The following is a 25,395-nucleotide window of genomic DNA, read 5'->3' as shown; positions in this document are numbered from 1 at the left end:
GTGGACCGACGGCACCTCCTCTGTGCCGGCGCACTGGGCTCGGCCCCCGGCACGGGGAGCGCCGCGCCGATGGTCCAGCCCGTGGCCGGCGCGGCGGCTGCGCCGGATGTCGATTAGGAGACGTGGCAGCGCGATGTGACGCAGGTCATAGGCCAGGCAACCGCAGGTGCGCGCCCGGGGCATCGGGGGCGGCCGGGAAAAGCGTTGGCGGCTGCGGGTGAACGGCGGCTAAGGTGAGCGCCGTTCAGGGCGCCGGACGCCGTATGGGGCGCGCGGCCGCGCGAGTGAGAGCGGGAGGTGAGGACCGATGACTGTCGTTGCGATGGGCGCTGCCCGCATCCAGAAGTCCATCATTCCCACCCCCGTGGTCTCCGGCTGACCGACGTCGGCCTTCTGCGGGCGGCGTCTTCCGTCTACGGCTCTCTGGCCGACGGCTCTCGTCACCCCGGGACCACCCCCTCGAAGGGTCCATCCCGTTGAACGACCTCACCGCTTCGCACCCGCTCGCCCCCTACGGCTGGGACGACGGGTTCGACGCAGACTTCACTCCGCACGCCGCCGCGGGCCTGCTGCCCGGCCGGATCGTGCGGGTCGACCGCGGCCGTTGCGATGTCGTCACGGCCAGTACGCAGGGAACGGACGGCGGCGGCACGGACAGCGAGGGCACCGTGACCGTGCAGGCGGAGACCGCGCCCGTGTGGTCCCCCGACCCCATGCGGATCGCGTGCACCGGCGACTGGGTGGCGCTCGACGCCGGTCGGCGGGTCGTGCGGGCGCTGCTGCCGCGCCGTACCGCGTTCGTCCGGTCCACCTCCTCCAAGCGGTCCGAGGGCCAGGTCCTCGCCGCCAACGTCGACCACGCCGTCATCGCCGTCTCGCTCGCGGCCGAGCTCGACCTCGGCCGCGTCGAGCGCTTCCTGGCCCTGGCCTGGGAGAGCGGAGCGCGGCCGATGGTCGTCCTCACCATGGCCGATCTCGTACCGGACCCGGCCGGACTCTCGTATCTCGTCGCGGATACGGAGGCGGCCGCGCCCGGCGTCGATGTGCTGGCGGTCAGCGCGGAGAGCGGGCAGGGCATGGACGTGCTCGCAGCAGTCCTCGGCGGGGGTACGGCCGTGCTGCTGGGCCAGTCGGGCGCGGGCAAGTCCACCCTCGCCAATGCCCTGTTGGGCGCCGAGGTCCAGGCAGTCCGAGCCACCCGCGACAGCGACGGCAAGGGACGGCACACGACGACCACCCGCGATCTGCTGCCGCTGCCCGGAGGCGGCGTGCTCATCGATACGCCGGGCCTGCGCGGCGTCGGGCTGTGGGACGCCGAGAGCGGCGTCACCCAGGTCTTCGCCGAGATCGAGGCGCTGGCGCGGCGGTGCCGCTTCCACGACTGCTCGCACACCGTCGAGCCCGGGTGCGGCGTGCTCGGGGCCGTCGAGGGCGGCGAGCTGCCGGAGCGCCGGCTGGAGAGCTACCGCAAGCTGCAGCGTGAGAACGAGCGGCTCGCCGCCCGTACGGACGCCCGGCTGCGCGCGGAACTCCGCCGGGACTGGAAGCAGAAGCAGGCCCTGGGGCGGCACATGGGCGAGCGCAAGCGGGGGACGCGGCGCTGAGACGGTCCGGCGGGCTCGGGCCGCGGTCCTTCCGGCCCGGCCCGCGGCCGGGGGACCTACTCCTCCAGGCCCCAGCTGATGATCTTCCGCGGGTGGATGCGGATGACCTGCTCGCTGACGAACGTGCCGAGGTCGTGCCGGTTGGGCAGCAGCTCCGCCTCACCGCGGATGTCCACTCCGCGCACGACCCACGGCTTGACGCTCGCGACGTCGTCGACGACCAGCGCGACCTTCGGGTTCTGCTGCAGATTGCGCCACTTCTTGGACTGGGCCAGCGCCATGCCGCCGACCAGGATCGTCCCGTCGTCCTGCGGGAAGAATCCGACCGGGTTGGCCTGAGGCTGCCCCTGCGGATCCACGGTGGCCATCCGCCCCAGGGGCTGGCTCTTCAGGTACTCGCGCTCGGCTTCGCTGAATTCCGTCATGCCGCCAGCATCACACCGGGACAGCTCCTCCGCATCGGAGGTGCGGCCTGGTTCGGACCTGGGCCGGAGAGCCTACGGACGGCCGAAAGGCCGCGTCCTTTCGATCTGTAGTGCACGGACCTGGCCGTCATTCGGCAACCGTCACCCCGAGGTCACCGCGCGAGCACCGCGCCGGTCCACGCCCCCACCACGAGCAGGCACGCGAAGAGCTCGATCAGCACAGCGAGGCCGATCGCCCGCATCGCCGTCCGCGTCGACCCCCAGGCGTTGTCGTGGCTGCCGAGCCGCACCCGCTCGGCGCCGTAGAGGCCCCCCACGAAGCCGATGACCGCGCCCACCACCGGCACCAGAAAGAACCCAGCGATCCCGGCCGCCCCGCCGATGTAGAGGGTCTGCCAGGGGATCCCGGCCTCCTTCATCCGGCGGGCGGGGACCAGCCACTTGAGCGCCTGGTTGAGCAGCAGGACGGCCGTCGACCCCATCAGCACCCACCAGGCGAGCCCGGACTTCTCGGTGAGCGCCCACCACAGCACCCCCGACCAGACGACCGGCGGCCCCGGCACGCCGGGGACCAGCACGCCGAAGAGGCCGAGCAGCATGACCAGTCCGACCGCGACCAGTTGCCAGGTCCCCATGGGCCCAGGGTGCCGGAAGGTGACGGGCCGCGCTTCCCGGCGCGGGGCGGGCTGGGCAGGGTCGGTACGGCCTGCCAGGGGCGGGGCCGCGAGGTCAGAGCCGCCCGGCTCTGCGGTCCTCCCGGGCGACCCAGCCCAGCTCGTACGCGTGCCAGCCCAGCTGCAGCCGCGTCGACACCCCGGTCAGCTCCATCAGCCGCTTCACCCTGCGCTGCACCGTGCGCAGCCCGAGGTCGAGCTGCTTGGCGACGCTCGCGTCGGTCAGCCCGGCCAGCAGCAGCGAAAGGATCTCCAGGTCGGTGCCGTCCGGTCCCTCGGGCCTGTCCTCGTACGGTGCGCCGCCCGTGCCCAGGCGCAGCGGCAGCGCGTCCCGCCACACGCTCTCGAACAGGCCCATCAGCGACTCCAGCAGCCCGCTGGCGTGCACGACCACGGCGGCGGGCTCCGAGGTCCTGCGCGTCAGCGGGACCATCGCGAGCGTGCTGTCCGCGACCACGAGCTTCGTCGGTACCCGGTCGACCACCCGTACCTGCTCGTCACGGCCGAGCGCCGCCGTCAGCTCGGTGATCCCGGAGGGTCCGGACAGCACGTCGCGCTCGATCACCACGCGGTAGCGGACACCGCGGGTCGCGGCCCGCTCCTCGGCGTCGTTCTCCGCGCCCGTGACCGTGGTCGGGCTGCCCGTGACCAGGGCGCAGACCTCCCGGGACGCGCCGAGCTGCAGCTGGAGGAAGCGGTGCGCGACGGCGCTCGAGCCCGTCACGACCTCGACCAGGTCGTGCACGGCGGGCTCGGCGGCCTCGGCCCGGTACTCCTGGGCGAGCAGCGCCGCCGCGAGCTCCGCCTGCTCCAGCTCGTGGCGCTGCTGGGTCAGCAGCGCGCCGAGCGCGACGGCGGGCGGGGCCGCCACCCAGCGGCCCGGGCGGGCGGAGGACTGGGCGGCCAGGCCGCGCCGTTCGAGCCGGCGCAGGGTGCGTACGGCCTCCTCCTCGCGCAGCGTCAGGCGGTGCGCGAGGTCGGAGACCTCGGCTGCGCCGAGCGCGACCAGCGTGCGGTACGCAGACTCCTGAACCTCGTCAAGACCGATCGCGCTCAGCATCCGACTCCCCTGACTCCCCTGGCTCCCCTGGTTCCCCCGACGCCTCGTCACGCGACGACGCCGCTGCGGTGGCGACCGGCGGTGGCGGATATGAGCCACGGCGCAAACCCGCCGCCGGACATCATCCCGGCACGACCTGCCACTCTGCCAAGGTGTCGGCACCGTGGTACAGGCCAATACCCGGAGCGCTTGAGGCGCCGCCCAAGGAGGTGACGGCCTGTCACGCCCGCTCCTCTGTTCCGGATCCTGCTTCCAGCTCCTCCGCTCCGACTCTTCCGTTCCAGCCTTGCCTTGCGCGTTTCCGGAAGGGCGGAGAGGTGGACAATAAGGGCATGAGTCAGCAGGGGGCGCGGCGCGGCCACGAGGACGACTGGTGGCGGGAGTTGTACGACGAGGAGAAGCCGGACACGGGGCCCGCGGGCGCCGCGGACTCCCTGGACGACCGCTTCGACTCGGCGTCCCGGGCGGTCGCCTCGGCGGGCCGGTCGTCGCCGGGAGGGTCGCCGCCGGGCGGGTCGCCGCCCGGCCGTACCGCGCCGGATCTGCCGCAACGAGCCGCGGAGGAGGGCGAGTGGTGGCAGAGCGCACCCCCCACCCTCGACTCCTCCCCACCGGGCCCGGCCCCCGAGGAATGGCCCGAGCCCACCTGGCCACCCCGCGGCCGCCCGGCCCCGCGCCCGCCGGCCCCGCGCCCGCCGGTCCCGGGCGATGGTCGGTCGGGCCTGGATCCCGAGCCGGGCGCGGACCGAGCCCCGGCCGAGGAACCGACGCCCGCCCCGCGGTCCGTGCCACGTGCGCGTGCACCCTGGGAGGCGCCCCCGGCGCCGGGCGAGCGTAACGACGACCCCCGCACGCTCCCGCGCGATGACAACGGGCCCGGCCCCGGCGATGCCGACCCGGGGCGGACCGGCGGGGTCGTGAGTGACGGCCCCCGGCCTCCCGCGGAGGCGGAGTTCGTCGGGCGGCGGGCGCCGACGTACGAGGCCGAGCCGATCGCGTTGCCGCTCGCCGACCCCGATGGCATCGGCGACCTCGCCCCGGACACCGTTCTCGACGGCGCCCGGTACGGATCACTCGTGCTGCGCGCCGCGTCGCTGCGCGGCGACTCGGGGCGCTACCGCGGCGAGCCGCGCCGGGACGCGCTGGTCACCGCGCGGTTCGGGACCGGCGACGGCGCGCTGCTGCTGGTCGCCGTGGCCTGCGGGGCCCGGGCCGCCGGCCACGGCGCGCGCCGCGCCGCGGCCGAAATCTGCCGCTGGGTCGGCACAGCCGCAGGCCACAGCCACGCCCGCCTCGCCGAGGACATCCGCGCCGGCCGACGCGGCGCGCTCAAGTCCGGCCTGCACCGGCTCACCGACCGCGCCTACGGGCGCCTGCGCGCCCGCGCGACCGAACTCGGCCTGGACCCGGCCGAGTACACCGCCGCCCTCCGCTGCCTGCTGCTCCCGGCCGACCCCGCGTGCCGTACGCGCGTCTTCTTCGGTGTCGGCGGGGGCGGCCTCTTCCGGCTACGGGACGGGGTCTGGCAGGACCTCGAGCCCGCCGCCACCGAGCCGGGCGGCGGCGCGCCCGTCGTCGGCTACGGCGCCGCGCCCCCGGCCGCCGACCTGCAAACCGCCGACCGGCACACCGGCGACGCGCCCACCGTCGGCCTCGGCGTACGGTCCCCCGGCGCGCCCGAAGCCCCCGCCGCGCCATCCTCCGCCGCCGCGCAGAGCCCCGAGCCGAGCCCCGAGCCGCCCGCTGAACCCTTCCTGTTCCGGGCCTCCGTCGCCCGCCCCGGTGACACCCTGCTGCTCTGCAGCGCGGGCCTCGCGGAACCGCTGCGCGACGAGCCCGAGCTCGCCGGGATCCTCGCCGGCCGGTGGGCGTGCGCCGCTCCGCCCGGCCTCGCGGCCTTCCTCGCCGACGTGCAGCTGCGCGTCACCGGATACGCCGACGACCGTACGGCCGCCGCCGTCTGGGAGGCGTAATCAGGACCGCGGCCAGGAGGCGGGAGCGCCCGGACCGTGGGTTGATGGTCGGGAGGGGAGGGAAGCCCGACCGACCTTGACCCCGAAGGGGTGCGCACCCATGGCCAAGCAGAGCGTGGCGGAGCAGTTCGTCGACATCCTCGTACGAGCCGGTGTGCGGCGGCTCTACGGCGTCGTCGGCGACAGCCTCAACCCCATCGTGGACGCCATCCGCCGGAACTCCGCCATCGACTGGATCCAGGTCCGCCACGAGGAGTGTGCGGCCTTCGCGGCCGGGGCCGAGGCGCAGCTCACCGGTCGGCTCGCGGCCTGCGCGGGATCGTGCGGCCCGGGCAACCTGCACCTCATCAACGGCCTGTACGACGCGCACCGTTCGATGGCCCCGGTGCTCGCCCTCGCCTCGCACATCCCCAGCAGCGAGATCGGCTCCGGCTACTTCCAGGAGACCCACCCCGACCAGCTGTTCCGGGAGTGCAGCCACTACTGCGAGCTGATCTCCAGCCCTCGCCAGATGCCGAGGGTGTTGCAGACGGCCGTGCAGCACGCCGTGGGCCGCGGCGGCGTCAGCGTCGTCGCCCTGCCCGGCGACATCGCCGCTCAGCCCGCGCCGGAGCGGGCCGAGGAGCACGCGCTGGTGACCTCGCGCCCGACCGTACGGCCGGGCGACGCTGAGATCGACGAGCTCGCCCGGATGGTGGACGAGGCGGAGCGAGTCACGCTCTTCTGCGGAAGCGGTACGGCGGGCGCGCACGACGAGGTCATGGCGTTCGCCGAGCGCGTGAAGTCCCCGGTGGGCCATGCGCTGCGCGGCAAGGAGTGGATCCAGTTCGACAACCCCTACGACGTCGGGATGAGCGGCCTGCTCGGGTACGGCGCCGCGTACGAGGCGACCAACGAGTGCGATCTGCTGATGCTGCTGGGCACCGACTTCCCGTACGGCGCCTTCCTGCCGGACGACGTGAAGATCGTTCAGGTGGACGTGCGGCCCGAGCACCTCGGCCGGCGCTCCAAGCTCGACCTCGCGGTGTGGGGCGACGTCCGCGAGACGCTGCGCTGCCTGACCCCGAAGGTGCGGGTCAAGACGGACCGGCGGTTCCTCGACACGATGCTGAAGAAGCACGCGGACGCGCTCGAAGGGGTCGTCAGGGCCTACACCCGCAAGGTCGAGAAGCACACCCCGATCCACCCCGAGTACGTGGCCTCCGTGCTGGACGAGGAGGCGGACCCGGACGCCGTGTTCACGGTCGACACCGGGATGAACAACGTCTGGGCGGCCCGCTACCTCACCCCCAACGGCCGCCGCCGCGTCATCGGCTCCTTCACCCACGGCTCGATGGCGAACGCGCTCCCGCAGGCGATCGGGGCGCAGTTCCTCGACCGGAAGCGCCAGGTCGTCGCGATGTCCGGGGACGGCGGCCTCACCATGCTCCTGGGCGAGTTCCTGACCCTGGTGCAGTACGAGCTGCCGGTGAAGGTCGTGGTCTTCAACAACTCGGCGATGGGCATGGTCGAGCTGGAGATGATGGTCTCCGGCCTCCCCTCGTACGGCACGACCAACCAAAACCCGGACTTCGCGGCGATCGCGGGGGCGGCCGGGGCGTACGGGGTGCGGGTGGAGAAGCCGAAGGAGCTGCAGGGCGCGCTCCGGGACGCCTTCAAGCACAAGGGCCCCGCGCTGGTGGACGTCGTCACCGACCCCAACGCGCTGTCCATCCCGCCGAAGATCAGGGCGGAGATGGTGACGGGCTTCGCGCTCTCCGCGAGCAAGATCGTGCTGGACGGCGGCGTCGGCCGGATGGTCCAGATGGCCCGCTCCAACCTGCGGAACGTGCCGCGGCCGTGACGGTCCGCCGACTGCGGGGACATGCGGCGGGCTGCGCCGTACGAGTGGAAGGCACGCGCGCGTGGCATGCCCGCCGACTCTGCGCGGGATGTTCCGATTGTCGACTGTTGTGCAGCGGGTGACCCGCGCGACCGTCCTCCCCTGAGGCCCGGCACCGTTCTCCCGGCGGTGCCGGGCTTTGCCGTGCGCGGCCCTGGGCATGCATCAGCGTGAGCCAGTACGAACAGATCGACCAGGATGGCTTACGGGGGCGGGGGAGATGGCTGCGCAGCGCGGGGATTCCGTATTGAACAAGCGCCTGCGGAAGGCGGATCTGACAGCGGTCGCCGATGTGCGAGAGGCGCTGAGAGACCTGCTCAGCAGGCGCTCATGGGGCGGGAGTGACCAGGCCGACATAGCCGAGCTGCTCACCAGCGAGCTGGTCACCAACGCACTGATCCACACCGACCGGGACGCGGAGGTGACGGCGACCCTGGTCGGTGGGCGCGGGTCCGGCGGCCGGGGCACGGTCGCCCAGGCCCCTTCGCGCGTGCCGTCCGCGTACCGGCTCCGGGTGGAGGTCAGGGACTTCGTCGCCCGCCGCCCGGTGCTGCGGAGGCCGGACGGAGAGGGGACCGGCGGCAGGGGCCTGATGCTCGTTCAGTCGCTGGCCGACGCCTGGGGCGTACGGCCGCTGGGGGCGGGGAAAGTCGTGTGGTTCGAGCTGGGCGGCGGACCGGCCTGACCTGCGCCGGTACGACGGGGCCGGTCCGCCGTTCCCGCGCTCAGCCGAACTGCTGCTCCAGGTCCTTGAGCTTCCGCTCGAGGGAGTCGAGCCGGGGGATCGTCAGGGTGTCGTCCTCGGCGGTGAGGTCGACGGTCAGCGGCCGCTCCTGCGACCGGTCCCGTCTGCCACCGCCCGAGTCGGGGTCACCGCTGTTCGCGCCCGCGGCCTCCAGCGCCGGGCGGGAGCGTATGGGCAGCGGTCCTCCCTGCTCCGCTGCGGCGGGTTCCGCGCCGACCTGCGTCGCGGAGGCCACCGGAAGGCCCGCGGCGTCCACCTGGCGGCCGAACCGGCGGCCCCACATCCGGTGCTGCCGGTTGAGCGCCCTGATCTGCGCCCGCTCCAGCTTCTCCTGGTCGCGCCTGCGCATCCGGCTCTGCTCCTTCTGCCGCCGGTCCTCGCGCACCTCGTCCACCGCCTCGTCCAGACTCCGTACGCCCTCGAGCAGCATCAGCGACCACGCCGCGAAGGTCTCGCGGGGCGCCCGCAGCCAGCGGACGACGCGGATCTGCGGCAGCGGCCGGGGTACGAGCCCCTGCTCGCGGAGCGCCGCCCTGCGGGTCTGCTTCAGCGCCCGGTCGAACAGCACCGCGGCGGAGAGGGACATGCCGGCGAAGAAGTGCGGGGCGCCCGCGTGGTCGAGGCCGCGCGGCGCGTGCACCCAGTTGAACCAGGCCGCCGCGCCCGCGAACGTCCATACCAGCAGGCGCGAGCCGAGCGCCGCGTCACCGTGGCTCGCCTCGCGGACGGCCAGCACGGAGCAGAACATCGCCGCACCGTCGAGGCCGAAGGGGACCAGGTACTCCCAGCCCCCGGAGAGGTTGAGGTTCTGCTGTCCGAAGCCGACGAGTCCGTGGAAGGAGAGGGCGGCGGCGACGGCCGCGCAGCAGAACAGCAGCACGTAGGAGGCGGAGCCGTAGACGGCTTCCTTGCGCCGTCTGCGCTCCTCGCTGCGCTCCCAGGAGTCCGCGGCAGCGGCGTCCTCCCCGGCGCGGCGGCCGCGGGTGAGGACCACCACCGCCACCAGCATGCCGACGAGCAGCACCATGCCCGGAAGCAGCCAGTTCAGCGATATCTCGGTAAGTCTCATCTGGGGCCCCTTGCCTCGCTTCCGTCACGCTCTTGCGGTGTCGAGTGCGGACGCCGCGCGCCACTCGACGGCCGTCATCTTGGCGGAAACCAGCCTTGCCCCAAGGGGTTTCGGCCCAATACCGGCGAGGGGCATGCGAATAGGGTGAAAAAAGTCGAACTCCCGTGTCAGTAAAGGGAGTTGCGTTCGGATCGCACCACTCGGCCGGGTGGTTCGGCTGGAATCAGCTTGCGGTGAGCCGTGCGATGCGGTCCGCGTCGCAGGTGCGCGGGCAGGTCACGCAGGTGTCCTCGGGACGCAGCGTGTAGAAGAGGCAGCAGCTCGCCCGGTCGCGGGTCGGCAGCGCCTGGCCGTCAGGGCCCGTCAGCTCGCGGAACGCCGAACCGCCGACGTACGGCGTGGTGGAGCCCGGCAGCAGGCGCTGCAGTTCGGCCACCGCGCGCCGCTCCTCGCCGAGCAGATGGCCGACGTACCACAGGCCTTCGACGATCTCGTCCGTCGCCATGCCCCACAGGGCGCGCGGGCCGCGCCGCATCCGCGGCCGGAAGCCATCGAGAACGGGGCCGAGGTGCTCGGCCACCGCCTCGCGCACCTCGGCCCGCAGGGCCCGCTCGTCCGGTACGACACGGGCGTACGGGAGCGCGGCCGCCGGATCGTCCGGCAGACATGCGAACTCCCGTATCCGCACGGTCATCCGGCCCAGGGTGCGCTGGAAGGACACCTGGCCGACCGGGATCCGAGGGACACGGCGCAGCAGGAACCACGGGACGGTGATCAGTAGGCAGGCGGGCCAGGCGTAGCGGTGCAGTCCGAAGCTGGCGATGACATCGGGGCGGGCCTGCTGCCTGTAGTCCCGCAGCACCTGCGCGTTGTCCCAGGCCAGGAACGTGTCGAGGGCCGGGCCACCGGCGGCGAGTTCGGTCGCCGCGACCCAGCCGCCGCCGAAGCGCGGGGGCTCCTCGGTCACGCGCAGTCCGGGGAACACCTCGGCCAGCCGGGCGTAGGCCGCGGCGACGGGCGAGGAGGCAAGGGCCGGTACGGCCGGTGCGAGGGACATGCAGGGACCACCGAATCACGCGATCGTTTGCAGGTAAGCCTTACCTTACCCGAATGCGATCGAGGTTTGATCTGCGGCAGGGGGCCCCTATCGTTCTGGGGAACCTTCAGGGAGGGCACGCATGGAGCAGGCCGGAGCGGAGACGGACGCGGCTGCGCCGCGCCCGCCGGCGCGCGTGCCCGCACAGCCGCCGCCCTCCACGCCCGCACGAACGCGAGGCACGCCCGCCCCCGCACAGGGCGGGCCCGCGCGCCCGTACGAGGCCCCCGAGGCATCGACGCGGGCGGCGGCCGGCCAGTCGGGTCCTGGTGTCACCGCTCCCGCGGTGCGCTCCCCAGCCGGGTCGGGTGCGGTGGCGGAGGCGGTGGCTGCCGAGTCCGGCCCCGGCGCCTCCGCGGCTGCGGGGTCTCGACGGATCGCCTTCGCGTCCCCCGGCCTTCGGCCGGAGGCTGCGCGGGGGGCCTCCGTGCCGGAAGTCTCCCGGCAGGCCACGGCCGCGTCCGAGGGGCGTCGGCGGGACGGCGCCGGGGCGGACGGGCCCGGAGGGACCGCTTCCCGGTCCGCGTCCGGAGCCGAGCGGCTGCGGGCGAGCGCCGGGGCGCCGGGCAGCGCTCGCCTGGACGGGGCCGACGGCTCGCGGCGGAGTTCTGCCGCGCCCGATGGCCTCCGGCCGCGTGACGCCGTGCGGAGTGAGCATGGTCACAGTGCGCCGGAGGGGGCCGCTGGCAGTGACCCCACGGCGCGGCCGCGGCGGGCCGCCGCGGCGACCGATGGGGAGCCGCCCGCTGCGCGCAAGCTTCCGCGGCGGCACTCCGTACGCGGCCAGGTCCTCGACGCGCTGCGCTGCTCGCTCGTCAGCGGGGAGCTGGCTGCGGGCGAGGTGTACTCCGCGCCCGCGCTCGCCCAGCGGTTCGGCGTCTCCCCGACCCCCGTGCGCGAGGCGATGCAGCAACTCGCCTGCGAGGGCGCCGTCGAGGTCGTACCCAACCGCGGCTTCCGGGTCGCCCGCCGCACCGCGCGCGACCTCGCCGAACTGGCCGAGATCCGGGCGCTGATCGAGGTGCCCGTGATGGTCGGACTGGCCCGCACCGTGCCGCGTGAGCGCTGGGACGAGCTCCGCCCGCTCGCCGCGGACACCGTCGCGGCCGCCGCCCGCGGCGACCGCGCCGCCTACGCGGAGGTCGACCGAGCCTTCCACCACGCCCTCCTCGCACTCGCGGGCAACCGCCAACTCTCCCTTCTGGGCGACGACTTGCACCGGCGCGCGCAAGGTCCCGCCGACGACGGGACGATCGTGCGAGCCGCCGACCTGCTCGCCGACGCCGCCGAGCACAACGCCCTGCTCGACGCCCTTGCCGCGCAGGACCTGGTGGTCGTCGAGCAGCTCGTACGCGAGCACTTCGCCGGCGCCGGCCGCACCGGCTAGTCCGCGACCGGCGGATCACCGCGCGGTCTGCAACCTGCCGAGAGCAGGAAACGTGTGCGCCGTGGCACCAGCACGGCCCACAACTGCCCGCAACCGTGGGCCGGTCGGGTCATTCCCGTCCGGATCGCGGCAGGGGATGAGCGTCGCCGCGGTGCCGGTGCCGGGAGTCATCAGCCCCGCAGCGGCCCGGTACTGCTGCGGGCTGACGCCGCGTACCCGCTTGAACGCGGTGCTGAGCGGGAAGGAGCTCCCGTATCCCACCTGCCGGGCCACCGCGCCGACCGTCGCGTCCCGTTCGCGCAGCAGATCGGCGGCCAGGGCCGGCCGCCGGCCCGCGAGGTACGCCATGGGCGGCTCGCCGACCCCGCAGTGGATCATGCCACCGGGATCGCTCTCGTTGTCAGGTGTCGGCAGGCCCGTGCCCGTGCCCGCGCCTCCGTCACGCCACCGACCCGATCCGCCCCGTAGGCGTCCCCGCCGTGTCGTGGTGGATCGGGGTGTGGGCGCCCGTCAGGGGGGCGCCGGTGCCGCCGCGGCGGTCGGCGACGATCTCGGCGGCGATCGACAGAGCCGTCTCCTCGGGCGTACGCGCGCCGAGGTCGAGGCCGATCGGGGAGCGCAGCCGGGCCAGTTCGAGCTCGGTGACGCCGGCGTCGCGGAGGCGCTGGAGCCGGTCGAGGTGGGTGCGGCGGGAGCCCATGGCTCCGACGTAGGCGACCGGGAGCTTCAGGGCGCGTTCCAGCAGCGGGACGTCGAATTTCGCGTCGTGCGTGAGGACGCACAGCACCGTACGGCCGTCCAGCTCCTGGGAATCGAGGTAGCGGTGGGGCCAGTCGACGACGACCTCGTCGGCCTCGGGGAAGCGGCGCGCGGTGGCGAAGACGGGGCGGGCGTCGCAGACCGTGACGTGGTGGCCCAGGAACTTGCCGACCCGGACCAGGGCCGAGGCGAAGTCGACCGCCCCGAAGACGATCATGCGGGGTGGAGCAACGGACGATTCGACGAGCAGCATGACCGGCTGCCCGCAGCGGCTGCCCTCGGCGCCGATCCCGACGGTCTCCGTGCGGCCGGCGTCCAGCAGCGCGCGTGCCTCGCCCGCCGCCGTACGGTCCAGCTCGGGGCGGCCGCCCAGCGAACCCGCGTACGACCCGTCGGGCCGTACGAGCAGGGCGCGGCCCAACAGTACGGCCGGGCCCTCGACGATGCGCGCGACCGCCGCCGCTTCCCCGCGGGCGGCGGCTGCCACGGCGGCGGCGAGCGTCTCCCGGTCGGTGCCGTCCACCGGGGAGCCGTCCGCCCGTTCCCCGTTCCGTACCGGGGTGACGAGGATGTCGATGACGCCGCCGCAGGTCAGACCGACGGCGAAGGCGTCCTCGTCGCTGTAGCCGAAGTGTTCGAGGACGCGGTCGCCGGTCTCGAGGGCGCTCCGGCACAGCTCGTAGACCGCGCCCTCCACGCACCCGCCGGAGACGGAGCCGATCGCCGTGCCGTCGCTGTCGACCGCCAGGGCGGCACCGGGCTGCCGGGGCGCGCTGCCGCTCGTCGCCACCACGGTGGCCACGGCGAAGTCGCGTCCCTGCTCGCACCACCGGTGCAGCTCATCCGCGATGTCCAGCACGGCGATCACCTCTCCTTCAGTGTGCGTGGAGAGCACGGGGGCGCTACTTGACGCCCAGCAGGTGCTCGATCGGGTTGAGGGCGAAGTAGACGAGGAAGACGCCGGTCAGCACCCACATGAAGGCGCCGGGCTCGCGCCACCTGCCCTGGGCCGCCTTGATGGCGGTGTAGGCGATGACGCCCGCGCCGACCCCGGCGGTGATGGAGTACGTGAACGGCATCAGGGCCACGGTCAGGAAGACCGGGATGGCCACGGAGCGGTCGCTCCAGTCCACGTGCTTGGCGTTCTGCATCATCATCGCGCCGATGACGACCAGCGCGGCGGCCGCGACCTGACCTGGCACGATCTGGGTGAGCGGGGTGAAGAACAGGCAGGCCGCGAAGAACAGCCCGGTGACCACGCTCGACAGACCCGTACGGGCGCCCTCGCCGACGCCCGTCGCCGACTCGATGAACACGGTCTGGCCCGAGGCGCCCGAGAGGCCGCCGACCGCGCCGCCCGCGCCGTCGATGAACAGCGCCTTGCTGAGGCCCGGCATCCGCCCCTGGGAGTCCGCCAGTTCGGCCTCGGTGCCGACGCCGATGATGGTGGCCATCGCGTCGAAGAACCCGGCCAGCACGAGCGTGAAGACGATCATGCCGACGGTCATCGCGCCGATCGAGCCCCAGCCTCCGAACTCGACCTGCCCGAAGAGGGAGAAGTCGGGGCTGGACACGGCACCGCCGTCGAGCTCCGGCGGCGCGCCGCCCCACGCCTTCGCGTCGAGACCGCCGACCGCGTTGACCACGACCGCGATGACCGTGCCGATGGCGATGCCGATGAGGATCGCGCCGGGGATGTTGCGGGCCTGCATCATGAAGATCAGCAGCAGCGTGACGCAGAAGATCAGCACGGGCCAGCCGGCCAGCTCGCCGCCCGCTCCGAGGATCACGGGCGCCGACTCGTTGTTCATCTGCACAAAGCCGGCCTTCACCAGGCCGATCAGCGCGATGAACATGCCGATGCCGATAGTGATCGCGTGCTTCAGCGCCAGCGGGATCGCGTTCATGATGAGCTCGCGGAGCCCGGTCACGACCAGGAGCATGATGACGACGCCGTAGATCACGCACATGCCCATGGCCTGCGGCCACGTCATGTTGGGCGCGACTTGCGAGGAGATCACGCCGGAAACGCTGAGCCCGGCGGCGAGGGCGAGCGGCACCTTGCCGACGAAGCCCATGAGCAGCGTCGTGAAGGCGGCGGCGAGCGCGGTGGCCGTGATCAGACCGGTGCGGCTGAGGGTGTTGCCCGCGACGTCCTCACCGCCCAGCAGCAGCGGGTTGAGCAGAAGGATGTACGCCATCGCCATGAAGGTGGTGATGCCGCCGCGCACCTCACGCGCGACCGTGGATCCTCTGTCGGAGATGTGGAAGTACCGGTCGAGCCAGGACCGGCCGGCCGGCGGACGCGAGCCTGGGCCCGCCTCCTCCGCCGAGGTCCTCGGCTGTACTGACGACTGGGTCATGATGCCTGCTCCCAAGGTTCATAGGGGCACCCGCGGGGGGCTGCCGCGGGATTTGGGATGTTGAGTTGGCTGCACGACCCGGGGGAACGGCCCGAGACGAACGGGGTACCGCGAGCGGTGCGGTACGTGTGGGGGCTCCGGGCGCCGCGAGTGGGGTTCTCCATACCGAAGGCCGGAGGAGGACTTTCCCGGCCGCGCCGCCCGGAGGACTTACGTGCCGGTGATGTGCTCCGGGCGCACCGGTACGCGGTGGAGAGCCAGCCCCGTCGCCGCGCGGATGGCGGCGACCACGGCCGGTGTGGAGGACAGCGTCGGCGCTTCGCCGACGCCGCGCAGACCGTACGGCGCGTGCTCGTCGGCCAGTTCGAGCACGTCGACCGGGATGACCGGCGTGTCGAGGATGGTGGGGATCAGGTAGTCGGTGAAGGAGGGGTTGCGGACCTTCGCGGTCTTCGGGTCCACGACGATCTCCTCCATGACCGCGAGGCCGAGGCCCTGCGTCGTACCGCCCTGGATCTGGCCGACCACGGACAGCGGGTTGAGCGCTTTGCCGACGTCCTGGGCGCAGGCCAGCTCGATCACCTTGACCAGGCCCAGTTCGGTGTCGACCTCGACGACCGCGCGGTGCGCGGCGAAGGAGTACTGGACGTGGCCCCGGCCCTGCCCGGTGTGCAGGTCGAACGCCTCGGTGGGGCGGTGCCGCCACTCGAGCTCGATGTCGACCGCCTCGCCCTCCAGCACGTCCACCAGGTTCGCCAGGACCTCGCCGCCGTCGGTGACGACCTTGCCGCCCTCCAGCAGCAGTTCCGCGGTGGCCCACGCCGGGTGGTACGTGCCGAACTTGCGGCGGCCGATCTCCAGGACCTTCTCCCGTACGGCCTCGCAGGTGTTCCTCACCGCGCCGCCGGTGACGTACGTCTGGCGGGAGGCGGAGGTGGAGCCCGCGGAGCCGACCTGGGTGTCGGCGGGGTGGATGGTCACCTGGGTGACGCCGAGTTCGGTGCGGGCGATCTGGGCGTGCACGGTGACACCGCCCTGGCCGACCTCGGCCATCGCGGTGTGCACGACGGCGACCGGCTCGCCGCCGACGACCTCCAGGCGCACGCGCGCGGTGGAGTAGTCGTCGAAGCCCTCGGAGAAACCGACGTTCTTGATGCCGACCGCGTAGCCCACGCCCCGTACGACGCCTTCGCCGTGCGTGGTGTTGGACAGACCGCCGGGCAGGGCGCGGACGTCGGCGGTCTCGCCCGCGCTCTCCCACTGCTTCTCGGGCGGCATCGGCATGGCCTTGACGCGGCGCAGCAGTTCGGCGACCGGGGCCGGGGAGTCGACGGGCTGTCCTGTCGGCATGATCGTGCCCTGCGACATGGCGTTGAGCTGCCGGAACTCGACCGGTTCCATGCCCAGCTCCGCCGCGAGCCGGTCCATCTGCGCCTCGTACGCGAAGCACGCCTGGACCGCGCCGAAGCCGCGCATGGCGCCGCAGGGCGGGTTGTTGGTGTAGAGCGCGATGGCCTCGATGTCGACGTCGTCGATCACGTACGGGCCGACGGAGAGGGAGGAGGCGTTGCCGACGACGGCCGGGGAGGCGGAGGCGTACGCGCCGCCGTCCAGCACGATCCGGCACCTCATGTGCGTGATCTTGCCGTCCCTGGTGGCGCCGTGCTCGTACCAGAGCTTGGCCGGGTGCCGGTGGACGTGGCCGAAGAAGGACTCGAACCGGTTGTAGACGATCTTGACCGGCTTGCCGGTGCGCAGCGCCAGAAGGCAGGCGTGGATCTGCATCGACAGGTCCTCGCGGCCGCCGAAGGCGCCGCCGACGCCGGACAGCGTCATCCGCACCTTCTCTTCGGGCAGGCCGAGGACCGGGGCGATCTGGCGGAGGTCGGAGTGCAGCCACTGGGTGGCGACGTAGAGGTCGACGCCGCCGTCCTCGGCGGGCACGGCGAGGCCGGACTCCGGGCCGAGGAAGGCCTGGTCCTGCATGCCGACCTCGTACTCGCCGCGCACGATCACGTCGGCGCGCTCGGCCGCTTCGGCGGCGTTGCCGCGGACGATCGGCTGGCGGTGGACGATGTTCGGATGGGGGACGTGACGTGCGTGGTGGTCGTTGCGGCCCGGGTGCAGCAGCGGGGCGCCGGGGGCGGTGGCGGTGGACTCGTCGGTGACGACGGGCAGTTCGGCGTACTCGACCTTGATCTTCGCGGCGGCACGGCGGGCGGTCTCGGGGTGGTCGGCGGCGACGATGGCCACCGGCTCGCCGTGGTGGCGCACCCGGCCGTGGGCCAGGACCGGGGTGTCCTGGATCTCCAGGCCGTAGTTCTTCGTCGGGGCCGGCAGGTCGTCGTAGGTGAGGACCGTGTGGACTCCGGCCTGGGCGAGCGCCTCGGAGATGTCGATGGAGACGATCTCGGCGTGCGCGTGCGGGCTGCGCAGGGTGAAGCCCCACAGCATGTCCTCGTGCCAGAGGTCGGAGGAGTACGCGAACTCGCCGGTGACCTTCAGGGTGCCGTCGGGGCGGAGCGTGGACTCGCCGATGCCGCCCCTGGTCCGACTCCCCTGGGTGAGATGGGTGGGTGTGCGCGTGACGCCCATGGTGGTCAGGCCCCCTTTCCCGCGGTCGTCTCCGCGCTCTCGCCCGCGCCGCGGGCGGCCGCGAGGCGGACCGCGTCGAGGATCTTCTCGTAGCCCGTGCAGCGGCACAGATTGCCGGAGAGGGCCTCGCGGATGTCGGCGTCGGTCGGCTGGGCGTTGCACTCCAGCAACTCGTCTGCGGCGACGAGGAGGCCCGGGGTGCAGAAGCCGCACTGGACGGCGCCGGCGTCGATGAAGGCCTGCTGGATGGGGGAGAGATCGGCGACCTCGCCGGTATGCGAGTCCGAGGGCCTGGCTTCCCAGCGCTGAGCGGCGTCGGTACTCGTGCCGCAGGTGCCGGAGGCGCAGCCGCCCTCCGCACGCTGCTTCGCGTAGTCGGCCAGGCCCTCGACCGTGACGACCTCGCGGCCCTCGGCCTGGCCCGCGGCGACCAGGCAGGAGCAGACCGGCACCCCGTCGAGGCGGACCGTGCAGGAGCCGCACTCGCCCTGCTCACAGGCGTTCTTCGAGCCGGGAAGCCCCATGCGCTCGCGCAGGACGTACAGCAGGCTCTCGCCCTCCCACACGTCGTCCGCCTCATACGGGCGGCCGTTGACGCGGAAGTTCACGCGCATCGTTCGATCCTCTCCTTGCCGCGGTACTCGTCCCAGGTCCAGCCGAGGGTGCGGCGGGCCATGACGGCGACCGCGTGGCGCCGGTACTTCGCGCTGCCGCGCACGTCGTCGATGGGGTTGCAGGCGCCGGAGCACAGCTCCGCGAACTGCCTGGCGACCGACGGGGTGATCGCCCGGCCGCTCTCCCAGAAGCCGCCCTCCTCCAGCGCCGCGGCCAGGAACTCCTCGGCCTCGCGGGCGCGGACGGGGGTGGGGGCGGCGGAGCCGATGCCGGTGCGGACGGTCCGGGTCCCGGGGTGCAGCGCCAGACCGAAGGCGCACACCGCGATGACCATCGCGTTCCGCGTGCCGACCTTCGAGAACTGCTGCGGGCCCTCGGCCTTCTTGATGTGGACGCACCTGATCAGCTCGTCCGCCTCGAGGGCGTTGCGCTTCACGCCGGTGAAGAAGTCGTCGATCGGGATGAAGCGGGTGCCGCGCACGGACGCGACCTCGACCTCGGCGCCCGCGGCGAGAAGGGCGGGATGGGCGTCACCGGCCGGGGATGCGGTGCCGAGGTTGCCGCCGACGCCGCCGCGGTTGCGGATCTGCGGGGAGGCCACGGTGTGCGACGCGAGCGCGAGGCCCGGGAGCTCGCCGCGCAGGTTCTCCATGATCCGGGTGTACGGCACGGAGGCGCCGAGCCGTACGTTCTCCTCGCCGACCTCCCACTCGCGCAGCTCCGGGATCCGGTTCAGGTCGAGCAGGTACTCCGGCCTGCGGTGGTCGAAGTTGATCTCGACCATGACGTCGGTGCCACCCGCGATGGGCACAGCCGTCGGGTGCTCGGCCTTCGCGGCGAGCGCCTCCTCCCAGCTGGCGGGGCGAAGGAAGTCCATCAGTGGCTCTCTTCTGGGGATCGGTCGTTCGGAAACCAGCGGGGAGGACCTGCGGAGGACCTGGGGAGGATCCTCACGACGGGCCCTTGCTGGTCTATTCATGTCCTGTTCACGCGACGTGGGGTCAGTACACCGAGCCACGACCCCCCGGGTGCAGTCACCGAAACCATGAAGCACTTGGCTGGCCATGGGTCCGGTCTTGTAGATTCGAACGAAAGACGGGGGCGGGAAACCTCGCGGCATGAGCCTGGCAACAAGACACGACAAGACGCGACACGAAGCGATCGGCGGGCGACGAGAGATGAGGCTGCGCGCACTGCTGGAGACGGACACCCTCGGCCTGCGGCTGCTCGGCGGCGAGGACGAGCTGGACCGCACCGTGCGCGGCGTGATGACCACCGACCTGCGCGATCCGAGCCGCTATCTGTCGGGCGGCGAGCTGGTGCTGACAGGCCTGGCGTGGCGCCGTAAGCCGGAGGACTCCGAGCGGTTCGTACGGATCCTGACCCAGGCCGGGGTCGCGGGGCTCGCGGCGGGCGAGGCCGAGCTCGGCGCCATCCCGGACGACCTGGTGGCGGCCTGTTCCCGCAACCGGCTGCCGCTGTTCGCGGTGGACGAGGACGTCGCCTTCGCCGCGATCACCGAGCACGTCGTACGCCAGGTGTCCAGCGAGCGCGCCGGGGACCTGGCGGCGGTGGTGGACCGGCACCGTCGGCTGATGACGTCCGGGCCCGCGGGCGGCGGCCCCGAGGTCGTCCTCGACCTGCTCGGCAGCGACCTCGACCTGCGGGCCTGGGTGCTCTCGCCGACCGGCCGCCGGATCGCCGGATCGAGCCTGGCGGGCGCGGGTCCCGAGCTGCCCGCGCCGGTGTGCTCGACCCTGGCCGGCGAGCACCTCGCGGCGACGCGCAGCGGGCGCCGCGGCCCGTACCGGCTCGCCACCCAGGCCGGCACGTACTCGCTGTTCCCGATCCGCAGCTGGGGGCACTATCCAGCGGCAGCCGGGGGAGGGCGGGCGGCGCCAGAGGCGCAGGCGCCCGCTTCGCGTGACGTACGCGAGACCGTGCTCTCGGACTGGCTGCTGGCCGTCGAGGCGGACGCCGGGGAGTGGTCCGCCGAGCGGCTCGACCTGCTCCAGGGCGTCACGCAGCTGATCGCGGTGGAGCGGGACCGCCGCGACGCGGCCCGTACGGTACGGCGGCGGCTCGCGCAGGAGGTGCTGGAGCTGGTCCAGGCCGGGGCGCCGCCCGCCGAGGTCGCGGCCCGCCTGCGGGTGGCCGCGCCGGTGCTGCTGCCGGGGCTCGGCGCCGCGCCGCACTGGCAGGTTGTGGTGGCACGCGTCGAGTGGGAGGGCGGCGACCTCGACGGCGGTCCGATCACCCAGTCGCTGCTGGAGGAGATCCTCGTCGGCCAGGGGACGGACGACCCCGAGCCGTCGGACCGTATCGCCGTGGCGCACAACGGCGAGGAGGCCATCGCGCTGGTGCCGCTCCCGTCGCTGCCCGCCGACGAGGAAGGGCCGCACCGGAGCCCGGTGCGGGGCCTGGAGGCCGAGGAACTGCTGGCCGCGGTCGGCGAGCCGCTGGCCCGCGGCCTGGACGGGGACGGACGGCTGACGATCGGGGTCAGCGCGGTGGTGCAGTCGGCGGAGGGGCTGCGCGGCGCGCTGGAGGAGGCCAGGCACGCGCGCCGGGTCGCGGCGGCGCGCCCGGGCCGGGTGTGCGCGGCGGGCCACCAGGAGCTGGCCTCGCACGTTCTGCTGCTGCCGTTCGTACCGGACGACGTGCGCCGCGCCTTCACCGCGCGGCTGCTCGACCCGCTGCGGGACTACGACCGGCGCCACCGGGCGGAGCTGGTCCCGACGCTGGAGGCCTTCCTGGACAGCGACGGGTCGTGGACGCGGTGCGCGTCGCGGCTGCATCTGCACGTGAACACGCTGCGGTACCGGGTGGGGCGGATCGAGCAGCTGACGGGGCGTGACCTGTCGCGGCTCGAGGACAAGCTGGACTTCTTCCTTGCGCTGCGGATGAGCTGACGGCGTGCGGTGATGGTGCGCGGGTGATGGCGTGCGGTGATGGTCTGCGGTGATGGTCCGCGGTGATGGCGTGCCCTGCGGGCGGGACGAGGACCGTGCACCGCGAAGAGGCTGAACAACCGCACTGTCCCGGCTGATTGTGAACGGATTCACCCACCCCCTAGCCCCGGCTGCGGATTCCGTGCTGAGATTCGCCCACGGCTTCCGGCTCGACGGCGCGCTTGGGGAGGGAATGTGGCGGATACCGCCATGTCACGTTCGGGGTCTTCAGGATCTGCGGGACCTGGGGGATATGGGGGGCCTGCGGGATCTGCGGGGCCTGCGGGACCGGGATCTACGGGATCAGCGGGAGCGGGATCTGCGGGGAAGCCAGAGCCGGCCGGGCGGGACGACCCGCAGCACCCGCGCAGCGTCGCCGTATGGCGGCTGCGCTCGCGCGGCTGCTGGGACGACGCGGCGGCGCTGCTCGCCCCGCACGCCGCCGACGACCCCGCGGTGGCGCTGCAGCGCGCCGCCCTGCTCGGCGAGCGCTGCCTGTTCACGGCGGTCGGGTGGTCCGAGGCGGAGGACGCGCTGCGCGCAGCGGAAGCCCTGGCGAGCTCGGACGACGAGCGGGGCGCGGCGGCCTGCGAGCGCGGGCACCTGGCGTACGCGGCGACGGTCCTCGGCGTACGGGACCGCGCCGACGAGGCCCGGGCGGCGCTCGGGCGGGCCGCCGCGCTGCTCGCCCCTTCGGCCGCGGGCCGCCCGCTCCTCGACTTCCGGCGCGGCCTGGTCGCCGAACACCTCGCGGACAGCCCGCAGTCCGCCCGCGCCGCCTACCGCCGCGCCCACGAAGGCGCCACCGCGCAGGACGACCAGCTGCTGTGCTCTTTTACCTGGCGGCACCTGGCGGGTCTCGCCCTGCGCGACGGCGAACTCGCCGAGGCGCGGCACGGTTTCACGGAATCCCTCCGCATCCGTGAGGAGCTGGGCTATCTGATCGGCACGGCTCCGGCCCTCACGGCCCTCGCGGAGGCCGAGCCGGAGCCGGATGCCTCCCGGCTACGAGCGGAGGCGGGCCGCCTCTTCCGCTTGCTGGGGGGCGTACCGACGTGGCTGGCGGACCAGTTGAGCCCGGAGACGGCGGCGTAGGGCCGTAGGGTCGCCCGGGACAGGGTGCACGGGGTGCACGGAATGCAGAGGCCCTCGAAAAGGTCATGAACCAGGGATGGGTCATGACCCTCGCCTCCCCCTCCAACCGCACGGCACAAGTCACTGAGCCACGGCTGAGGCGGTGGGGCCGCGGCGCGATCGACGTCGGCACATCGCCTGGGCAGGCTGAAGACTCGCTTGCCCTCGACACCTCATCGTCTCGCCGACGATCGCGACGACCTCGCCCCGGCGCAGCGTCAGCGATACGCGGTCCACGGCCGGCATCTCCTTGTTGGGATACCGGTAGACCACCTCATCGCTGGTCCGCTCGTCCGCTCGCCCGGATGGCGGGACGGGCGGCGAGGCTCGGAGGCCAGCAGTCTGGACCGCCTGCTCGACGAGGCGGCGCAGTACGTCCCGGCTGAAGGGCGACTCTCCTTCAGCAGCCCTGCGGACGGCGGCGACCAGTTCGCCCGGCGGGGTGTCCTTGACGAGGAACCCGCAGGCCCAGGCCTCCAGGGCGGGATAGAGGTGGTCATCGTCGTCGAACGTGGTCAAGGCGATGACACGGGCTGAGGGCCGTGACGCGAGGATCCTCTGGGCGGCGGTGATGCCGTCGACTCCTGGCATGCGCAGGTCCATTTCTACGCGCCCGCGCTGCTCCGGGCTCCCGACGGGCGGTGGCTGGCGACGACCTGCGTCTCGTCTCGTGCGGTCCCGCCGGCCATCCCGTGCGGCTGGACGTCGAGGTGCACCGTCTGATTGCTCTGAGCGCTCTGAGCGCTCCGGACGGCGACGAGCGATGGGAGAGCCGCGTTCGCACGCCCGCGTTCGCACGCACGCGATCTGCCGCCCGTGGCAGCAGCTCGCCCGTCCGCGCCGCACAATGGAGGGGAAGGGGGTGCTGGCCCGTTCGGAAGGCGATGACCTGCCATGGCCTACATCGTCGTGAGCGCCCTGAGCCACACCGGGCTGCTGCGCGACCGTAACGAGGACAGCCTCGTCATCGGGCCGTGGACGCTGTGCAGCACCGTCACCGAGAGCCCCCAGACGCTGCTGTTCCCGCTCGGCACACCGCTGGTCGTCGCCGTCGCCGACGGGCTCGGCGGGCATCCGGCGGGCGAGGTGGCCAGCGCCATGGTCGTACGCCGGCTGTCGCGGATCGGGCCCGACCTGGACAGCGAGGAGGCCGTACGCGACGCCCTGGAGGGCTGCAATCGGGCGGTGTACGCGGCCGCGGACGACGACCCCGACCTGATCATGATGGGCACGACGGTCGCGGGCGTCGTCGTGACCGAGGAGACGGTGTTGACCTTCAACGTCGGTGACAGCCGGGTCTACGCCCTGGACGGCGGCGAGGGCGGCGGAGGCGGGGTATCCGGTGGGGAAGGCGACGGCGAGGGCAGGCTGCGCCTGCGGGAGCTGAGCGTGGACGACAACCCGCCGCTCGCCCCCGGGCAGCGCACGACGCCCGTCGTCACGCAGACCCTCGGCGGCACCCCGGACTTCAGCCCCGTCGACCCGCATGTGTCCAGCTCGCCGCTGTCCGCCGGCGTCCGCCACCTGGTCTGCACGGACGGCCTGACCGACCCGGTGCCGGACGACGATCTCGACCGCGTGCTGCGGGAGCACGCGGACGGCAGGGCCGCGTTCGAGATGTGGAAGGCCGCCATGGACGCGGGCGGTCCCGACAACATCACGCTCGCCGTTGTCCGGATCGGCGAGTAGCCCCGCCGCACGGCCCCCGCCCCCCGCCACCGCCTCCGCCGCCACCAGGCTGACCACCCGGGCGCTGAACCGGGCTTTCCTCGAGCGCCAGCTGCTGCTCCGCCGCTCCCGCATGCGGGCCGCCGACGCCGTCGAGCACCTTGTCGTGGCGCTGTCGATGGCCGCGCGGACCGCACTGCCCCTGGTGCAGGTGCTCCGAGGGCCCTGTTGGGGCAGAGCGGCCTGACCAGGTACACCAGGGTCCGTGTTCCTCGCCGATGGGTTTATCCGGGGCGGCTGTCGCGCGCGGAGTGCTCGGAGACCGAGACGGAGGGCACCCGCCTGCTGGACTTAGCCGCCCCGGCAGCCCCGGCCGCCCCGCACCATCTGCGCATCCGCAGAGCTGAGCCAGGTGCCGGGCCTGGCCGGGCCTGGCCGGGCAGCCCGGTCAGGAGCGTGGCGCGCTCGTGATCACCGCGAAGTCCGCGCCACACGGGTCGGTGAGCCGGGCGAAGCGGCCCACGCCCTCCGCCTCGACCGGATGCAGCGCGATCGAGCCGCCCAGCGCCTCGCTCCTGGTGGCCGTCGTGTCACAGTCCTCCACCTCGAAGTACGGCAGCCAGTGCGCCCGTACCCCGGCCGGGGGCGCGAGCGGCATGATCCCGCCGAACGACGACTCCTGCCCGCCACCCGCCAGGCGCAGCACGGTGTACGTGGTCCCGGCGAACGGCACGTCCTCGGCCTGCCAGCCGAACACCGTCCCGTAGAAGTCCCGCGAGCTGTCCGGCTCCGGGGTGTGCAGCTCGGTCCAGCACAGGCTCCCAGGGTCGTTGACCAGCTGCAGACCGGGGTGCTCGCGCGGCTGCCAGACGGCGAACTGGGCCCCGCCGGGGTCGGTGAACCCGGCCATCCGGCCCTCGCTGAAGACGTCCATCGGCGGGAAGCGCACTGTGCCGCCCCCCTGCTCGACGGACTTCGCGGTGGCGTCGGCGTCGGGGGTGTGGAAGTACACCGTCCAGGCGGTCTCGGCACCCTCCTCGGTGAGCGGGCCGACCCCGGCGACGGACTTCCCGTCGAGCCGGAAGGCCCCGTAACCGCCCGCCTCCGGCCCGTACGACTCGGCGCGCCAGCCGAAGAGGCCACCGTAGAAGGCGGAGACGGCCTCCAGGTCGGGGGTGCCGAGATCGATCCAGTTGGGCGCGCCGGGCACGAACTGAGTGCTGAGCATGGTGGATCCTTACGTCGACGTGGCCCGTTACGGGTGGACTGCCCTTCACCTCCAGCCTGGCCCCGGCACGGCGGCACCGCACGCCCTGTGCGCCGGGCTGCGCGCCCGCCATCCGCGCGCCATCGTTACAGCCCGCGTCGAACTGCTCGCAGACGGCCGGTCCATCC

21 protein-coding genes and 1 pseudogene are annotated in these 25,395 nt (G+C 73.3%); 9 read left to right on the top strand and 13 right to left on the bottom strand.

Annotation, left to right across the window (positions count from 1 at the left end; translation table 11 throughout):
* Positions 1 to 476: 476 nt before the first annotated feature.
* Positions 477 to 1,604: a ribosome small subunit-dependent GTPase A gene (gene rsgA, locus ACTWP8_RS25130; RefSeq protein ID WP_443324389.1), complete on the top strand. Its 1,128-nt coding sequence runs from the start codon at positions 477 to 479 to the stop codon at positions 1,602 to 1,604.
* A 56-nt stretch (positions 1,605 to 1,660) separates the two neighbouring features.
* Here the strand turns inward: rsgA and ACTWP8_RS25125 are convergent, their stop codons facing one another.
* The 3 genes from ACTWP8_RS25125 to ACTWP8_RS25115 form a co-directional block, all read right to left on the bottom strand.
* The gene (locus tag ACTWP8_RS25125) at positions 1,661 to 2,029 is read right to left on the bottom strand and encodes a PPOX class F420-dependent oxidoreductase (RefSeq protein WP_443324388.1); all 369 of its coding nucleotides are present in this window, start codon (positions 2,027 to 2,029) and stop codon (positions 1,661 to 1,663) included.
* A gap of 152 nt (positions 2,030 to 2,181) precedes the next feature.
* The gene (locus ACTWP8_RS25120; RefSeq protein ID WP_443324387.1) at positions 2,182 to 2,664 is read right to left on the bottom strand and encodes a DUF456 domain-containing protein; all 483 of its coding nucleotides are present in this window, start codon (positions 2,662 to 2,664) and stop codon (positions 2,182 to 2,184) included.
* 94 nt (positions 2,665 to 2,758) lie between these two features.
* Positions 2,759 to 3,763, bottom strand: coding sequence for a helix-turn-helix domain-containing protein (locus ACTWP8_RS25115; RefSeq protein ID WP_443324386.1), 1,005 nt, complete (start codon positions 3,761 to 3,763; stop codon positions 2,759 to 2,761).
* A 332-nt stretch (positions 3,764 to 4,095) separates the two neighbouring features.
* Between ACTWP8_RS25115 and ACTWP8_RS25110 the strand changes: the two genes are divergently transcribed.
* The 3 genes from ACTWP8_RS25110 to ACTWP8_RS25100 all read left to right on the top strand — a co-directional run bounded on the left by ACTWP8_RS25110 (position 4,096) and on the right by ACTWP8_RS25100 (position 8,303).
* Complete coding sequence (locus ACTWP8_RS25110; RefSeq protein WP_443324385.1) at positions 4,096 to 5,736, top strand: protein phosphatase 2C domain-containing protein; 1,641 nt, start codon at positions 4,096 to 4,098, stop codon at positions 5,734 to 5,736.
* 100 nt (positions 5,737 to 5,836) lie between these two features.
* Positions 5,837 to 7,579, top strand: a complete 1,743-nt coding sequence (locus ACTWP8_RS25105) for a pyruvate dehydrogenase (RefSeq protein WP_443324384.1) — start codon at positions 5,837 to 5,839, stop codon at positions 7,577 to 7,579.
* A 259-nt stretch (positions 7,580 to 7,838) separates the two neighbouring features.
* Positions 7,839 to 8,303, top strand: coding sequence for an ATP-binding protein (locus tag ACTWP8_RS25100; protein WP_443324383.1), 465 nt, complete (start codon positions 7,839 to 7,841; stop codon positions 8,301 to 8,303).
* A 40-nt stretch (positions 8,304 to 8,343) separates the two neighbouring features.
* Here the strand turns inward: ACTWP8_RS25100 and ACTWP8_RS25095 are convergent, their stop codons facing one another.
* Together ACTWP8_RS25095 and ACTWP8_RS25090 are read right to left on the bottom strand one after the other, a co-directional pair.
* Positions 8,344 to 9,432 (bottom strand): DUF2637 domain-containing protein, encoded by a 1,089-nt coding sequence (locus ACTWP8_RS25095; protein ID WP_443324382.1) that lies wholly within the window; start codon positions 9,430 to 9,432, stop codon positions 8,344 to 8,346.
* Between the two features lie 223 nt (positions 9,433 to 9,655).
* Positions 9,656 to 10,489, bottom strand: a complete 834-nt coding sequence (locus ACTWP8_RS25090; RefSeq protein WP_443324381.1) for a (2Fe-2S)-binding protein — start codon at positions 10,487 to 10,489, stop codon at positions 9,656 to 9,658.
* Between the two features lie 616 nt (positions 10,490 to 11,105).
* On the opposite strand from ACTWP8_RS25090, the gene ACTWP8_RS25085 reads away from it, so the two are divergent.
* Complete coding sequence (locus tag ACTWP8_RS25085; RefSeq protein ID WP_443324419.1) at positions 11,106 to 11,915, top strand: GntR family transcriptional regulator; 810 nt, start codon at positions 11,106 to 11,108, stop codon at positions 11,913 to 11,915.
* A 15-nt stretch (positions 11,916 to 11,930) separates the two neighbouring features.
* Here the strand turns inward: ACTWP8_RS25085 and ACTWP8_RS25080 are convergent.
* The 6 genes and pseudogenes from ACTWP8_RS25080 to ACTWP8_RS25055 all read right to left on the bottom strand — a co-directional run.
* Positions 11,931 to 12,278 (bottom strand): annotated as a pseudogene (locus ACTWP8_RS25080) (helix-turn-helix domain-containing protein); the annotation flags it as partial.
* Between the two features lie 76 nt (positions 12,279 to 12,354).
* Positions 12,355 to 13,533, bottom strand: coding sequence for an XdhC family protein (locus ACTWP8_RS25075; RefSeq protein WP_443324418.1), 1,179 nt, complete (start codon positions 13,531 to 13,533; stop codon positions 12,355 to 12,357).
* 43 nt (positions 13,534 to 13,576) lie between these two features.
* A complete protein-coding gene (locus ACTWP8_RS25070) occupies positions 13,577 to 15,037 on the bottom strand; it encodes an NCS2 family permease (RefSeq protein WP_443324380.1) in 1,461 nt (486 codons plus the stop codon).
* A 210-nt stretch (positions 15,038 to 15,247) separates the two neighbouring features.
* Positions 15,248 to 17,632, bottom strand: coding sequence for a xanthine dehydrogenase family protein molybdopterin-binding subunit (locus ACTWP8_RS25065; protein WP_443324379.1), 2,385 nt, complete (start codon positions 17,630 to 17,632; stop codon positions 15,248 to 15,250).
* Positions 17,633 to 17,637: 5 nt separating this feature from the next.
* Entirely contained in the window at positions 17,638 to 18,246 is a 609-nt protein-coding gene (locus ACTWP8_RS25060; protein ID WP_443324378.1) for a (2Fe-2S)-binding protein, read from the bottom strand.
* The gene (locus tag ACTWP8_RS25055) at positions 18,237 to 19,124 is read right to left on the bottom strand and encodes an FAD binding domain-containing protein (protein ID WP_443324377.1); all 888 of its coding nucleotides are present in this window, start codon (positions 19,122 to 19,124) and stop codon (positions 18,237 to 18,239) included. Before ACTWP8_RS25055 ends, ACTWP8_RS25060 begins: the two co-directional genes overlap by 10 nt.
* 301 nt (positions 19,125 to 19,425) lie before the next feature.
* Between ACTWP8_RS25055 and ACTWP8_RS25050 the strand changes: the two genes are divergently transcribed.
* A complete protein-coding gene (locus tag ACTWP8_RS25050) occupies positions 19,426 to 21,159 on the top strand; it encodes a PucR family transcriptional regulator (protein ID WP_443324417.1) in 1,734 nt (577 codons plus the stop codon).
* A 234-nt stretch (positions 21,160 to 21,393) separates the two neighbouring features.
* On the top strand, positions 21,394 to 22,293 hold the full coding sequence (locus ACTWP8_RS25045; protein ID WP_443324376.1) for a hypothetical protein: 900 nt from the start codon (positions 21,394 to 21,396) through the stop codon (positions 22,291 to 22,293).
* A 120-nt stretch (positions 22,294 to 22,413) separates the two neighbouring features.
* Here the strand turns inward: ACTWP8_RS25045 and ACTWP8_RS25040 are convergent, their stop codons facing one another.
* A complete protein-coding gene (locus tag ACTWP8_RS25040) occupies positions 22,414 to 22,923 on the bottom strand; it encodes a response regulator (RefSeq protein WP_443324375.1) in 510 nt (169 codons plus the stop codon).
* Between the two features lie 303 nt (positions 22,924 to 23,226).
* On the opposite strand from ACTWP8_RS25040, the gene ACTWP8_RS25035 reads away from it, so the two are divergent.
* Together ACTWP8_RS25035 and ACTWP8_RS25030 are read left to right on the top strand one after the other, a co-directional pair.
* Positions 23,227 to 24,021, top strand: coding sequence for a PP2C family protein-serine/threonine phosphatase (locus tag ACTWP8_RS25035; RefSeq protein WP_443324374.1), 795 nt, complete (start codon positions 23,227 to 23,229; stop codon positions 24,019 to 24,021).
* The gene (locus ACTWP8_RS25030; RefSeq protein ID WP_443324373.1) at positions 24,002 to 24,247 is read left to right on the top strand and encodes a hypothetical protein; all 246 of its coding nucleotides are present in this window, start codon (positions 24,002 to 24,004) and stop codon (positions 24,245 to 24,247) included. The genes ACTWP8_RS25035 and ACTWP8_RS25030 overlap by 20 nt, the downstream gene beginning before the upstream one ends.
* Before the next feature lie 201 nt (positions 24,248 to 24,448).
* Here the strand turns inward: ACTWP8_RS25030 and ACTWP8_RS25025 are convergent, their stop codons facing one another.
* A complete protein-coding gene (locus tag ACTWP8_RS25025) occupies positions 24,449 to 25,228 on the bottom strand; it encodes a VOC family protein (protein ID WP_443324372.1) in 780 nt (259 codons plus the stop codon).
* Positions 25,229 to 25,395 lie beyond the last annotated feature (167 nt).

This window comes from Streptomyces sp. 7N604 (assembly GCF_052245475.1).
Taxonomy (GTDB): domain Bacteria; phylum Actinomycetota; class Actinomycetes; order Streptomycetales; family Streptomycetaceae; genus Streptomyces.
This window is presented reverse-complemented; position numbering and strand designations above follow the sequence as displayed.